Annotated in this window: 14 protein-coding genes and 2 pseudogenes; 4 read left to right on the forward strand and 12 right to left on the reverse strand. The window is 75.7% G+C overall.

Annotated elements, in window-relative coordinates:
* From R7226_RS29675 to R7226_RS29690, 4 genes and pseudogenes are all read right to left on the reverse strand, one after another.
* A pseudogene (locus tag R7226_RS29675) lies at window positions 1-1,049 on the reverse strand (hypothetical protein); the annotation flags it as partial.
* Entirely contained in the window at window positions 1,046-1,615 is a 570-nt protein-coding gene (locus R7226_RS29680; RefSeq protein WP_318601095.1) for a hypothetical protein, read from the reverse strand. The pseudogene R7226_RS29675 and the gene R7226_RS29680, both read right to left, overlap by 4 nt.
* 73 nt (window positions 1,616-1,688) lie before the next feature.
* Complete coding sequence (locus R7226_RS29685; RefSeq protein WP_318601096.1) at window positions 1,689-3,467, reverse strand: carboxypeptidase-like regulatory domain-containing protein; 1,779 nt, start codon at window positions 3,465-3,467, stop codon at window positions 1,689-1,691.
* A gap of 60 nt (window positions 3,468-3,527) precedes the next feature.
* The gene (locus R7226_RS29690; RefSeq protein WP_404827927.1) at window positions 3,528-3,824 is read right to left on the reverse strand and encodes an SDR family oxidoreductase; all 297 of its coding nucleotides are present in this window, start codon (window positions 3,822-3,824) and stop codon (window positions 3,528-3,530) included.
* 214 nt (window positions 3,825-4,038) lie between these two features.
* Here R7226_RS29690 and R7226_RS29695 point away from each other — a divergent pair, with 214 nt between their 5' ends.
* The gene (locus tag R7226_RS29695; RefSeq protein ID WP_318601097.1) at window positions 4,039-4,962 is read left to right on the forward strand and encodes a DUF5996 family protein; all 924 of its coding nucleotides are present in this window, start codon (window positions 4,039-4,041) and stop codon (window positions 4,960-4,962) included.
* A gap of 1 nt (window position 4,963) precedes the next feature.
* Here the strand turns inward: R7226_RS29695 and R7226_RS29700 are convergent, their stop codons facing one another.
* From R7226_RS29700 to R7226_RS29720, 5 genes are read right to left on the reverse strand one after another with little or no spacing between them, the layout of a single operon-like run.
* The gene (locus tag R7226_RS29700; protein WP_318601098.1) at window positions 4,964-5,596 is read right to left on the reverse strand and encodes an SRPBCC domain-containing protein; all 633 of its coding nucleotides are present in this window, start codon (window positions 5,594-5,596) and stop codon (window positions 4,964-4,966) included.
* Complete coding sequence (locus R7226_RS29705) at window positions 5,593-5,955, reverse strand: ArsR/SmtB family transcription factor (RefSeq protein ID WP_318601099.1); 363 nt, start codon at window positions 5,953-5,955, stop codon at window positions 5,593-5,595. Before R7226_RS29705 ends, R7226_RS29700 begins: the two co-directional genes overlap by 4 nt.
* A gap of 60 nt (window positions 5,956-6,015) precedes the next feature.
* On the reverse strand, window positions 6,016-6,606 hold the full coding sequence (locus R7226_RS29710; RefSeq protein WP_318601100.1) for an ASCH domain-containing protein: 591 nt from the start codon (window positions 6,604-6,606) through the stop codon (window positions 6,016-6,018).
* 52 nt (window positions 6,607-6,658) lie between these two features.
* Entirely contained in the window at window positions 6,659-7,045 is a 387-nt protein-coding gene (locus R7226_RS29715) for a hypothetical protein (RefSeq protein ID WP_318601101.1), read from the reverse strand.
* 20 nt (window positions 7,046-7,065) lie between these two features.
* The gene (locus R7226_RS29720) at window positions 7,066-7,377 is read right to left on the reverse strand and encodes an excalibur domain-containing protein (protein ID WP_318601102.1); all 312 of its coding nucleotides are present in this window, start codon (window positions 7,375-7,377) and stop codon (window positions 7,066-7,068) included.
* 200 nt (window positions 7,378-7,577) lie between these two features.
* Here R7226_RS29720 and R7226_RS29725 point away from each other — a divergent pair, with 200 nt between their 5' ends.
* The gene (locus R7226_RS29725) at window positions 7,578-7,724 is read left to right on the forward strand and encodes a hypothetical protein (protein WP_318601103.1); all 147 of its coding nucleotides are present in this window, start codon (window positions 7,578-7,580) and stop codon (window positions 7,722-7,724) included.
* Window positions 7,725-7,742: 18 nt separating this feature from the next.
* Here the strand turns inward: R7226_RS29725 and R7226_RS29730 are convergent, their stop codons facing one another.
* Genes R7226_RS29730 through R7226_RS29740 form a run of 3 tightly spaced genes read right to left on the reverse strand, consistent with a single transcriptional unit; the run spans window position 7,743 to window position 9,591 of the window.
* On the reverse strand, window positions 7,743-8,186 hold the full coding sequence (locus R7226_RS29730; RefSeq protein WP_318601104.1) for a hypothetical protein: 444 nt from the start codon (window positions 8,184-8,186) through the stop codon (window positions 7,743-7,745).
* Window positions 8,187-8,200: 14 nt separating this feature from the next.
* Window positions 8,201-8,686 (reverse strand): anthrone oxygenase family protein, encoded by a 486-nt coding sequence (locus tag R7226_RS29735; protein ID WP_318601105.1) that lies wholly within the window; start codon window positions 8,684-8,686, stop codon window positions 8,201-8,203.
* Window positions 8,683-9,591, reverse strand: coding sequence for an NAD(P)H-binding protein (locus R7226_RS29740; RefSeq protein WP_318601106.1), 909 nt, complete (start codon window positions 9,589-9,591; stop codon window positions 8,683-8,685). Before R7226_RS29740 ends, R7226_RS29735 begins: the two co-directional genes overlap by 4 nt.
* A gap of 83 nt (window positions 9,592-9,674) precedes the next feature.
* Between R7226_RS29740 and R7226_RS29745 the strand changes: the two genes are divergently transcribed.
* A complete protein-coding gene (locus R7226_RS29745; protein ID WP_318601107.1) occupies window positions 9,675-10,607 on the forward strand; it encodes an AraC family transcriptional regulator in 933 nt (310 codons plus the stop codon).
* A 247-nt stretch (window positions 10,608-10,854) separates the two neighbouring features.
* A pseudogene (locus R7226_RS29750) lies at window positions 10,855-11,203 on the forward strand (MFS transporter); the annotation flags it as partial.

Below are 11,203 nucleotides of genomic sequence, written 5' to 3' on the forward strand. Positions count from 1 at the left end.
CTCGCGCGCGCCTGCTCGCGAGCGCGCGCCTGCTCGGCTCGCGCCGCGCGCACCTCCTGCGCTTCCCGCGGCGCCGCGCCCGGCGGCGCCGCGGGCGGCGTCGTCGCGTCGCCGCCGCCGAACAGTCCGGTCGCGAGCGCCGCCACGACCGCGACGACGACCGCGAGCCCGGCCACGCCCGCACCGGCCAGCAACTTCGTTCTCGGATCTCTCGCCAGGTGCCCGGCACCGCCGTGCGCACCGCCCGCCGCACCCGTGCCGCCAGCCGCGCCACCGGCCCCGGCCCCCACCCCGATCGCGCCGAGCACGACCGCGAGCAGCGGCGCCGGCGGGGTCACCGCCGCGATGCCGCGGGCGCGCAGGACGCTGCGGCGGCAGGAGGAGCAGTCGTCGAGGTGGTCGCGCGCCAGCGTGTGGCGCTCGCCGCCATCCTCCAGCAGCCCGAGCGCGTAGGCCGTCATCAGCGATCTGTGCTGCTCGCACCAGGCGCCGGAGCGGATCTCGCCGAGCATCGGCGCGAGCTTGCGCGAGACCGCGTCCATGATCTTCTCCATCCGCTTCGGCTGGACGCCGATCAGGCGCGCCGCCTCCGGACGGGAGTACTCGTAGACGTAACAGAGCGCCGCCGCCTCCAGCTCGCGGCGGTCGAGCCGCTCGCGCAGACCGGCGACGAACTGACGCAGCTGCGTGACGTCGTCGAGCCGCGCCTCGACCTCGTCCTCGGTCGCCAGCGCCTCCAGCTGCTCCTCGCCGGCGTGGCGGCCGGGATGGTGCGCGCGATGCTCGTCGAGCGCGCGACGGTGGGCGATCGCGACGAGCAGGCCCTTGTGATTCTCGACCGTCTCCCCCGCGACGAGCTTCGTGTGCAGCCCGTGCCACGCCTGGTTGTAGGCGGCGTCGAGGTCGGCGTCGGGCAGCCGCACCCCGGCGGCGGCGAGCTTGCCCGCGACGGTGCGGACGATCTCGCCGCGCAGCTCGTCGTAGTCGCGCGCCAGCAGCGCGTCGGCGGCGGCGCGGGCGCGCCGCTCCCCGGGCGTGAGGATGCTCATGCCGCCTGCTCCAGCAAGGTCGTCGCGAGCAGGTAGAGCATGACGACGTAGCCGAGCGAGGCGGCCAGCCGCGCCGGCACCCGAACGCCGTCGCGCTCGCTCGCCGCGAGCGCGGCGAACAGCTCGCCGGCGGCCGCGCGCGCGATCTCGACCGGCGGTCGCGGCGCACCAGACTCCGCCCCGACCCGGAGCACGCCGCACGCTATCCGCGCGACCCCGCCGCGACCGTCGCCGAACTGGCAGATCGCCCGCGGAAATGCCTCCAGCGCCCGCCACAGCAGCCGCGCCGCGGCGGCGCTGGTGTCGCGCAGCAGCAACAGCGACTCGCCGACGGCGCCGTTGTCCTCCCGCCGCGCCTGGCTCTGCAGCGCCTGCGTCACGAGCGCCAGCTCCAGCAGCAGCTCGGCGCCGGCGGCCATCAGCGAGCGACTGCCGCAGCGGCGCTCGTCGAGCGCCCGCGCGGCGGTCGCCGCGGCGCCGTGGTCGACCGCGGCGCGCAGCGCACGCGCGATCGTCGCCTCGTCAGCGGCGCCGAGCGTGTCGAACAGGTTGGTGGCGGTCAGCATCGTGTGCTCCAGCGGTGCGCGGAGGGATCTGCGGTCGTCTGGTCGTCGCGCCGGACGGCCCGCCTCCCCCCGCTCAGTTCGCGTCGACGCGAACCTGCACCCGTCTGGTCGCCAGCTCCGGCCACGGCCACCCGGGCGTCGAGCGCACGAGTGCGCGGAAGGAGAAGATCGTGTCACGCGTCAGGTTGACGAAGCGGTAGCGCCAGCGGTATCTGCCGTTCGCGCCGGTATGGACGGTGCCGACGGTGCGCCACTCGCCGCGCACGACCGCCTGCAGCTCCACGACGGCGCCGCGGGCGGCGGTGCCGGCGCCGTCGAGCCGGCCGCCGATCACAACCGCCTGCCCGCGTCTGATGCGGGCGCGCGAGCGCGTCGCGGTCAGGCTGGCGGAGACGCGCACGACGGCGGTCGCGCGCGCGGTGTCGGCCGCCTCGGCGGTCGGCGCGAAGGCCAGCTCGACGCGCTGCGCGCCGCTGCCGCCGACGGTGACGGCGAAGCGGCCGTCGGCGCCGGTCGTCACGACCGGCAGCGTCCGCGCGCGCTCGGCGACGGTGCCGAGCTCGCGCGCGGTGACGGTCAGCCGCGCGCCGGCGATCGGCTGGCCGGCGGCCGTCCGCAGCGTGCCAGTCAAGCGCGCCGCACGCGTGCCGGCGCGGACGACCTCGGAGCGGTCGAGCGTCAGCCGCGGCGTTCTGACGGCGGGACTGCCGTTGCCGGCCAGCGGCTGCGGCACGATCGGCGCCGGGGGGATCACGACCGGCGGAGGAACCGGAGTCCCACCACCGCCGCCTCTGCCGCCGTCGCCGCCTCTGCCGCCGTCGTCGCCGCCGCCCGGGCCCGTGCCGGTGTCATGCGCGACCGCGAAGGCGACCGGCCCGTACGGCGTGACGTTGCCGGCGGCGTCGACGACCGTGCCGGAGACGCTATGCGCGCCCGCCTCCAGCTCGCTCGTGTCGAGCGCGAAGACGCGCGCCGCCGCCGCCGGGCAGGGCTGGGCGACCGTGTACGGCTCGCGGCAGCTGCCGCGCGGCCCGGCCGGCGCGATCGTCTGCGGCGCGCCGCCGTCGAGCGACAGCGTCATCGCCGCGATCCCGCCGCTGCCCTCGTCGGCGCTCTCGACGACGAGCGTGCCGCGCTCGTCGACCGGCTCCGGCTCGGTCAGCGAGCCCGACAGCTGCGGCGCATCCGGCGCGATCGAGTCGTCAAGCGCGATCCGCGCGCTGTAGATCCGCGCCATCGCCGCTCTCCCGTCGAACGGCGCGTCGCAGCCGTTGCTGATGCAGGCGACCGCCAGCTGGACCGCGTCGAGCGCGACCGCTCTGCGCTCGTAGAGGTTGGTCGCCGCCAGCGGCGACGACGCGCTGCCGGCGTCGCTGCAGTCCCAGTTCGGCAGCGCGAGCACCGAGGCGCAGCCGCTCTCCGTCTCCGCCAGCGGCGTGCGCTCGCGGATCGTGGCCGTGAAGATGTGCGCGGGGCCGGCGCCGGAGGCGGGCGCGTAGAGGTAGCGCCACAGCGTGTAGCCGACGATCGTCGTGCCGGCCGGCGCCGCGAAGGTGAGGTAGCCCTTCGGCGAGCCGGCGATCGCGCGGCTGCCCGGCATCGCGAGCTGCAGTCTTCCGCCGCCGTCGCAGGTGTCGGTCAGGACGACGTCGTCGGGCGCGCCGACGTCGCGACTGCTGAAGCTCCAGCCGGCGGTCGGCAGCGGCTGCCCGACCGGCCCGCGGCAGGTCCAGACGTCGTAGCTGCCGGCCTGCGCCGCCGGCGCGGCGAGCGCGACCAGCGCCGCTGCCGCCGCCAGCGCGGCGAATCCGCGCAGCAGCGCTGCGCCCAAGCCCGTCCGTGCTGCGTTCATTGCGTGCGCTCCCTGCTGCGACCCTGCGACCTGTGGACGCGGCGACCTTAGCGCACGACGTCAGAGCGTCTTGATCAGGCCGCCGTCGATCACGTAGTTGGCACCTGTCACGTTCGCGCTCTTACCGGAGGCGAGCAGGACGGCGAGCGTGGCCACCTCCCGCGGGGTCGTGAAGCGGCCGGTCGCGAACCCGCCGATGCCGGCGACGACCGCTTCGCGCGCGCTGTCGGGATCGGTTCCCGACGCTCTCGCGACGGTGTCGGCGACGCCGCCCTCGCCGAGCCACAGGTCGGTCTCGACCGGACCGGGCGAGATGCAGTTGACGTGCACGCCCGTGGGCCCGAACTCCTGCGCCAGCGACTTGCTGAGGTTGACGAGCGCGGCCTTCGCGCGAGCGCGCCCTCGGCCGCGAGCGCCTCGGCGATCGCGAGCCCGATCCCCTTGCCTGCGCCCGTGACGACGGCGACCTTCCCGGTCAGCTCCAGATCCATTGCTGCTCCCTCGATCGAGGCGGTGACGCTGACGGCGGCGCCGGGAGTACGAGCATACGCGTGCGCGCTAGCTTCACTCCATGCCTTCCTCCTGGCCTGTCCTCCCGCCGTACGACGCGTGGCGCGCCACCTGCGACACGCTCCACGGGCACACGCAGGTGCTCGGCAAGTTCGCGGTCGCGCTGGCGCCGCCGGAGCCACAGCTGCAGCACGCGGCGCTGCGGCTGACCGGGCGCGGCTGGGAGACGCTGCCGCTGCCGGCGCCCGACGGCTCCGGCGCCTTCGTCGTCGCGCTCGACCTGCGCGCGCACGAGGCGGTCGTCGAGCACAGCGACGGCGCGGTGCGGCGGCTCCCGCTCGGCCCCGACCGCTCCGTCGGCACGGTCGCGCGCGAGCTGTTGGCGGCCGCCGGGGAGCTGGCCGGGGAGGTCGAGATCGATCCGACGCCGCAGGAGGTTCCGTGGTCGGTGCCGCTGGTCGAGGACGACGAGCACGCGACCTACGACGTGGCGCAGGTCGAGACGTACTTCGCCGTCGCGACGCGAGCGGCGCTGGTGCTGGCCGCCTTCCGCGCGCCGTACCGCGGCCGCGCGACGCCGGTCAACGCCTGGTGGGGTTCGTTCGACCTCGCCGTCAACCTCTTCTCCGGCCAGCCGGCCCAGCCGCCCTCCGACGACTTCCTGATGCGCAACGCGATGGACTCGCAGGAGGTCGCGCTCGGCTGGTGGCCGGGTGACGCGAGATATCCGAGAGCGGCCTTCTACGCCTATGCCCACCCGGCGCCCGACCACTTCTCCGAAGCGACGCTGGAGCCGCCGGCGGCGCGCTGGGAGGCGCCGCTCGGCGAGTTCGTGCTCGACTGGGACGACGTCGCCGCCGCGCCCGACCCGCACGCGGCGGCGCTCGCCTTCGCGCGCACGGCCTTCCGCCACGCCTGCGCGGTCTGCGAGTGGGCGCCGGAGCTGCTGGCGAGCGCAGAAGGCAGCCCACCGCCGATTCGCTGAGTCAGCCCCCGGTGTAGAAGGCGATCGTGCGCGCGGAGGCGGCGCGCGCCGCCTCCGCTGGCTCGCCGCCCGCGATCGCCGCCTCGCCCCACGCCTCGCCGCTGAGCGCCATGAACCGTCTCCCCTCCTCGGAGGCGGCCCACTCCTGGCCCTCGGCGGTCACGTCGGCGACGGCGCCGGCGCGCAGGTGCAGCGTCAGCCCGAGCAGCCCCAGCTCCCAGCCGATGCCGACCGCGCCGGGGCCGTACTGGTTCCAGCGCTCGTCGTCGACGTGCGCGATGTGCTCCAGCGTCAGTCGCGTGCGCTCCTGCGCCTCGGCGGTCAGGCGCAGCTCGATCCAGCTGACCTCGCCGCCGTACTCCCAGGTCGCGTCGAAGCCGTTCGGCGGGTCGCAGCGCTCGATCGTGCCGCCCGCGTTGCCTTCGAGCTGGAAGCGGCCGCCGAGCTTCAGCTCGCCGCTGACGGGCATGAACCAGCGTCTGATCCGCTCGCCGTCGGTGCACGCCTCCCAGAGGTCGTCGAGCGTCGTCTCGTAGCTGCGCGAGATCGTCGAGACGCGCGCCTCGCCGGCCTCCAGCACACGGCTTCCGAGCTGCCGCCGCACGGCGCTGATCTCCCCGCTCACATCGATCATCTGCTGCCTCTCTCGTCGGTTCCTCCGGCCTGCCGCCGGCGCTGCCGCTTGCCGCGCGCGACCTCGGTCGCGAGCGCGTCGAGATGCGGCTCCCAGAAGCGCCGGAACGGCTCCAGCCACGCGTCGACCTCCCGCAGCGCCGCCGGCTCGACGGCGTAGAGCCGCCGCGCCCCATCCGGCCGCGAGCGGGCGAAGCCGCTCTCGCGCAGCACCCGCAGGTGCTGGGAGACGGCCGGCTGCGAGATCCCGAACTCCTCCTGCACGACGGCGGCGACCGCCCCGGAGGGCAGCTCGCCGTCGGCCAGCAGCTCGAGGATCCGCCGCCGGACCGGGTCGCCGAGGACGTCGAACGCGTGCACGATCGAGAACGTATCACGCTTGGCTTATATAAACCAACCCTAAGATGAGGCGGCGGGTCGTCAGCTCTCCTTATGCAGGAGCGCGTGCCCGCGCGGCGACAGCCGATAGCCGACCTCCAGGCTCTCGGTCAGGCCCAGCTCCTTCAGCCGCCGCACGTCGGCCTTGAACGGGAGCGTCTCGCGCCCGGCGAGCGCGGCCAGCTCGGCGGCGCGCAGGCCGGGGTGCTCGGCGATCAGCCGCAGCACGGCGCCAGTCCAGGGGCCGCGCCGGCTGCGCGCGTCGATCGCGTCGAGCCGCGCGCACAGCCGCCCCAGCTCCGCCGGCGTCAGCTCGGCCTGCTCGCGCAGCGCGATCCGCGGGTCGGCGCCGGCATGGTGAAAGGCGATCCGGTGGACCATCTCGGGATCGACTCCCGGCGCCGGCGGCCGCAGGCTGGCGAGCAGCTCAGCGCGGGAGTCGTAGCCGGCCGCGCGCGCGTCGTCCTCCCCGATCGCCGCGAGCGGGACGCGCTCGACCGCGTCGATCGCCAGCACGCCCACGGCCGTGCGCAGCGTGCGGCCGGCCTTGACCGACGGCCGTCTCCAGCGGCGGAAGGCGACGGTCACGCTGCCGTCGGCGAGCCCGGCGTGAAGGCGTGCGGGGAAGAGCATCCCGTCGCGGAGCCTACGCCAATCGCGCGCGGCCGCCCGTCGGCTTCCGCGCTCAGTCGAGGAAGCTCGCGAGCAGGTCGGCGTCGGCGCGCAGCCGCGCGGCCTCCTCGGCGCGGCCGTGGCCGTCGTAGCCGAGCGCCGCGTCGCGCCGCTCCCGCACTTCGCCCGCGACGATCGCGCGTGCCCGCTGCTCGTCGAGCGCGGCGCGCGCGACCTCGCCGGCGCCGAGGCCGCCGACCGTGCCGGCGACGTGCTCGCCGTCGACGGCGACCAGCCCGGCCGCGTCAGCGTCGACCGCCTCGGCGTTGTCGAGCGCCGCGAGCGCCGACCGCAGCGCCGCGACCGTCTCCTTCTCACGCGCCTTCATCGCCGCCGGCAGCGCCGCCCGCAGCCGCGCCCGCACACCCTCAGGCGCGCCGTTCTCCTTCTCTGCATGCATGCGCGCGAGCGTACAACGAGCTACTTCTCACAAGCGATCCCGTCGCGGTCGGAATCGAGCCGGAAGGGGTCGCTGCCGACGACGCGGAACGGACCGCTGACGTAGTACGGCCCGTTGCCGCTGCCGCCGGCGCAGTCGTAGTCGCTCGCGTTCGGCTTCAAACAGCGGCCACGGTAGTTGGGGTGGCAGCTGCGCTTGGCGGCCGCCGCGGTCGGGCCGCTCGCGGCACCCTCCGCGCGGGTGCTCGCGGCGTTGCCGGCGGACGAGCCGGCCGGGACCGCCAACGCGGCCGCCGCGCCGGCGGCGACCAATCCGATCAGGAGCTTGCGCATTGCGATGACCTCTCCGTGGTCAGTGGGAGCCGTCCGTGGCGGGCTCCCCAGTGGCAAACCAACATACGGATCATGCTCAGACGATGCGCCGATTTATCGTGCAGCGTCGCCGTGACCACGCTCACATTCGCGGTGCCAGGCCTCCCGTACCGTGATCTGTGCAGTGCGTAGTGCCCCCCACGAAGGAAAGTCCCCCCACCATGAAGCTGTTCGCCCACGCGCTCCTGAACGTGCTGACTCCCGCCAAGCCCGCGCCGTACCACCTCCACTCCGGCGACGATGGTCGCGCGTACGTGTGCGAGAACCCGCACTGCACGTCGCCCGGCTTCGACCCGGCCGACGAGTAGCGCCCGCCGCACCGACGTTCAGCAGCTCCTGAAGGCCCCGCCGCGCGGGGCCTTCGTCGTTCTCAGGGGCCGTCGAGCAGCTCGGCCGCGGCCTCCGCGGCGGTCGATCGCGCGCAGCCGCCCGCGGCAGGCCGCCCAGCCGAGCGCCGTGCCGCGATAGACGTCGGCGTCGAGCCGCGCGCCGCGCGCGACGAGCAGGTCGAGCGCGTCGGAGCGGTCGTTGCGCGCCGCCCACGAGAGCGCGAGGTCGCCGAGGCCGGCGGCGACGCGCAGGTTGCCGGGCGCGGTGCCGCCGCGGGCGGCGAGCGTCTCCCCGGTGACGCGCCGGCCCCAGAAGAGCGCGACGGCCAACGGCGTGCCGCCGGCGCCGCGTGTCTCTGCGGCAGCCGGCGCGCCGGCATCGAGCAGCAGCACGCCGAGGTCGATTGCGCGACGGGCCCGCTCGAAGCGATCCTCGCTCATGCGCGGCAGGCTACTCAGTCACCGCTGATCAGCGCGACCGTCAGCAGCGCGGCGGCGACCAGCCCGGCGACGGTGCGCAGGTGGTTCCACGCCGTCCATTCGCTCGAGTAGCTGGCCCACCGCGCCGCCGCGTCGGCGGCGCGCGGGTCGACCCGCTCCAGGCGATCGTTGAGCGGCACGTTGAAGGCGCCCGTCACGCCGAAGGTGCCGATCACGTAGGTGAGGCCGCCGGCCAGCAGCCACGGCGAGCCCGGCTTCCCCCACCGCACGGCGCCGACGACGGCCAGCGCCAGGCAGGCGAGCGCCGCGCCGCCGAGCGCGAGCATGAACAGCGGCGTGATGACCGTTCTGTTGATCTGCTGCATCGCGCTCAGCCCCTGCGTGCCGGGCAACTGGTCGAAGGCCCGCATGACGAAGGTCGAGAAGGCGAAGAAGACGCCCGCGACCAGCCCGCAGGCGAGCGCGCTCGCGAGCGTGACGCCCTGCAGCGGCGCGCTCATCGCGCCGGCTCCGCGTCCGCGGCGGGCGCCGCGCCGTCCGCCCCCGCCGCGCCCTGCTCGCCGCCACCCGCGGCCCCGCTCCACGCGCCGGCCGCGACCGCGTCCCGCGCCCACTCCGCCAGGTCGCGCGGCGGCCGTCCGAGCGCCTGCTGGACGCCGTCGCCGAGGGTCGCGTTGCGGCCGTCGAACAGCTCGCCGAAGAGGAAGCCGAGCAGCCACACGACCTCCGGCGACTCGCCGGCGTCGGCGGCGCCGCCGAGGAAGGCGTCGAGCGGGATCCGCTGGAAGCGCGCCCGCGGGCCGCCAGCGCGGTCGATCTCGGCAACCGCCTCGGCGAAGGTCACCAGCCGCGGCCCGGTCAGCTCGTAGATGCGGCCGGCGTGGCCCTCCTCGGTCAGCGCCGCGACCGCCACGTCTGCGACGTCGTCGACGTCGACGAACGGCTCAGCCACGTCGCCGACGGGCAGCGCCAGCTCGCCCGCCAGCAGCGGCTCGACGAAGGCGCCCTCGCTGAAGTTCTGAGCGAACCAGGCGGCGCGCACGACGGTCCATTCGACGCCGGCCTGCGCGACGACCCGCTCGGCCGCCTGCGCCGCCTCCTCGCCGCGGCCCGACAGCAGCACGATCCGCCGCACGCCGGCCTCCACCGCCTGGCGGGTGAACGCCTCGACGGTGGCGGTCGAGCCGGGGACGGCGAGGTCGGGGGCGTAGGCGAGGTACACCTGCGTGGCGCCGTCGAGCGCCGCCGCCCACGTCGCCGGCTGCTCCCAGTCGAACGGCGGGCTGCCGGCGCGCGAGCCGGCGCGGACGGCGACGCCGCGCTCGGCGAGCCGTTGATGGACGCGGCGCCCGGTCTTGCCGGTGGCGCCGAGGACGAGGGTGAGATCCTGCGTGCGATTGCTCATAGGTCAGCATTCAAGAGCGCCCGCCGTGAGACTGTCCATGGCCGATTCTCGCAATCTCATACGCGATCGTCTAACTTGGCTGGATGGACGCTCTCGCCGGCCTGCTCGACGGACCACGCGCCCGCGGCGCCTTCCTGCTGCGCTCGGTGCTCGACCCGCCGTGGTCGCTGCGGATCGCCGACGAGGCGCCGCTGACGCTCGTCGCCGTCGTGCGCGGCTCGGCCTGGCTGTGGTTCGACGACGAGGAGCCGGTGGCGCTCGCGGAGGGCGCCGTCGCGATCGTGCGCGGTCCCGATCCCTACGTCGTCGCCGACGATCCGGGGACCGCGCCGCAGGCGCTGATCCTGCCCGGCCAGCGCTGCGTCACGCCCGACGGCGAGGAGCTGTTGGAGATGACGCAGCTGGGCGTGCGCACGTGGGGCAACGACCTCGGCGGCGGGACGGTCCTGCTGACCGGCACCTACCAGTTCGACGGCGAGGTCGGCGGTCGCCTGCTGCGCGCGCTGCCGCGGCTGATCGTGCTGGGCGACGGCGACTCCGCGAGCCCGCTCGTGCCGCTGCTGGCGGAGGAGATCGGCAGGGACGCGCCCGGCCAGGAGGCGGTGCTGGACCGCCTGCTCGACCTGCTGCTGATCACGCTGCTGCGCGAGTGGCTGGCGCGCCCGGAGGCCGAGGCGCCGGCCTGGTACCGCGCCTACGGCGACCCGATCGTCGGCCGCGCGCTGCGGCTGCTGCACGGCGAGCCGGCGCGGCCGTGGACGGTCGCGCTGCTGGCCGACGAGGTCGGCGTCTCGCGCGCGACGCTCGCGCGGCGCTTCAACGAGCTGGTCGGCGAGCCGCCGATGGCCTACCTGACCGACTGGCGCATCACGCTCGCGGCGGACCTGCTGCGCGACCCCGGCGCAACGATCGGCTCGGTCGCCCTGCAGGTCGGCTACTCGACCCCCTTCGCGCTCAGCGCCGCCTTCAAGCGCGTGCGCGGCGTGAGCCCGCAGCAGCACCGCGCGGCGGCGTAGAGGTGGCGTCGCGGGGGTCGCGCTCGCGAGGCGCGCCCGCCGCGCCCGCCGCGCGGCGGCGTAGGGGTGAGTCGCGCGGGTCGCGCGGGTGGCGCCCGCCGCGCTAGGCTCGCTCGCGGCATGCACGCTCGCTTTCGCCTGACGCCGCCGTAGCGGCCGCCCCGCCCGTGGCGCCTTCGCGCCGCGCGGCTCCGCGTCCCTGGTGTCACGCGAACCGCCGCAGCGGGCGGCGGGTCTGGAGTCCCTCATGCCGTCGTATCGCGCGCTGCTCGCGCGCCCCGGCACGCGCGCCATCGCGCTCGCCTGCGGGCTCGGGTGGCTGTCGTTCTCGTCCTATGCGCTCGCGCTCGTGCTCGCCGTCGAGGCGGCGAGCGGGTCGTTCGCCACCGCCGGCGCGACCGTCGCCGCCTTCACGGCCGGCTCGGCGCTGCTCGCGCCGCTGCGCGGTCGCCTCGTCGACCGCCGCGGCCCGCGCGCACTGGTCGCCTTCGCCCTCCCCCACGCCGCCGCCCTGCTCGCGCTCGTGACGCTGTGCGCGGTGGAGGCCGGCGCGGCGTCCAGCGCCGGCGCGGCGTTCGGCGCCGGCGCGGCGTCCA

This window comes from Conexibacter stalactiti, assembly GCF_033542075.1.
Classification (GTDB): Bacteria; Actinomycetota; Thermoleophilia; order Solirubrobacterales; family Solirubrobacteraceae; genus Conexibacter; species Conexibacter stalactiti.

What these genes read in the sequence shown, in the direction of transcription:
- R7226_RS29745 (WP_318601107.1), top strand. Translation starts at nt 9,675, where the DNA reads ATGGACGCTCTCGCCGGCCTGCTCGACGGACCACGCGCCCGCGGCGCC.
- R7226_RS29685 (WP_318601096.1), bottom strand. Translation starts at nt 3,467, where the DNA reads ATGAACGCAGCACGGACGGGCTTGGGCGCAGCGCTGCTGCGCGGATTC.
- R7226_RS29695 (WP_318601097.1), top strand. Translation starts at nt 4,039, where the DNA reads ATGCCTTCCTCCTGGCCTGTCCTCCCGCCGTACGACGCGTGGCGCGCC.
- R7226_RS29680 (WP_318601095.1), bottom strand. Translation starts at nt 1,615, where the DNA reads ATGCTGACCGCCACCAACCTGTTCGACACGCTCGGCGCCGCTGACGAG.
- R7226_RS29720 (WP_318601102.1), bottom strand. Translation starts at nt 7,377, where the DNA reads ATGCGCAAGCTCCTGATCGGATTGGTCGCCGCCGGCGCGGCGGCCGCG.
- R7226_RS29715 (WP_318601101.1), bottom strand. Translation starts at nt 7,045, where the DNA reads ATGCATGCAGAGAAGGAGAACGGCGCGCCTGAGGGTGTGCGGGCGCGG.
- R7226_RS29730 (WP_318601104.1), bottom strand. Translation starts at nt 8,186, where the DNA reads ATGAGCGAGGATCGCTTCGAGCGGGCCCGTCGCGCAATCGACCTCGGC.
- R7226_RS29725 (WP_318601103.1), top strand. Translation starts at nt 7,578, where the DNA reads ATGAAGCTGTTCGCCCACGCGCTCCTGAACGTGCTGACTCCCGCCAAG.
- R7226_RS29735 (WP_318601105.1), bottom strand. Translation starts at nt 8,686, where the DNA reads ATGAGCGCGCCGCTGCAGGGCGTCACGCTCGCGAGCGCGCTCGCCTGC.
- R7226_RS29710 (WP_318601100.1), bottom strand. Translation starts at nt 6,606, where the DNA reads ATGCTCTTCCCCGCACGCCTTCACGCCGGGCTCGCCGACGGCAGCGTG.
- R7226_RS29740 (WP_318601106.1), bottom strand. Translation starts at nt 9,591, where the DNA reads ATGAGCAATCGCACGCAGGATCTCACCCTCGTCCTCGGCGCCACCGGC.
- R7226_RS29700 (WP_318601098.1), bottom strand. Translation starts at nt 5,596, where the DNA reads ATGATCGATGTGAGCGGGGAGATCAGCGCCGTGCGGCGGCAGCTCGGA.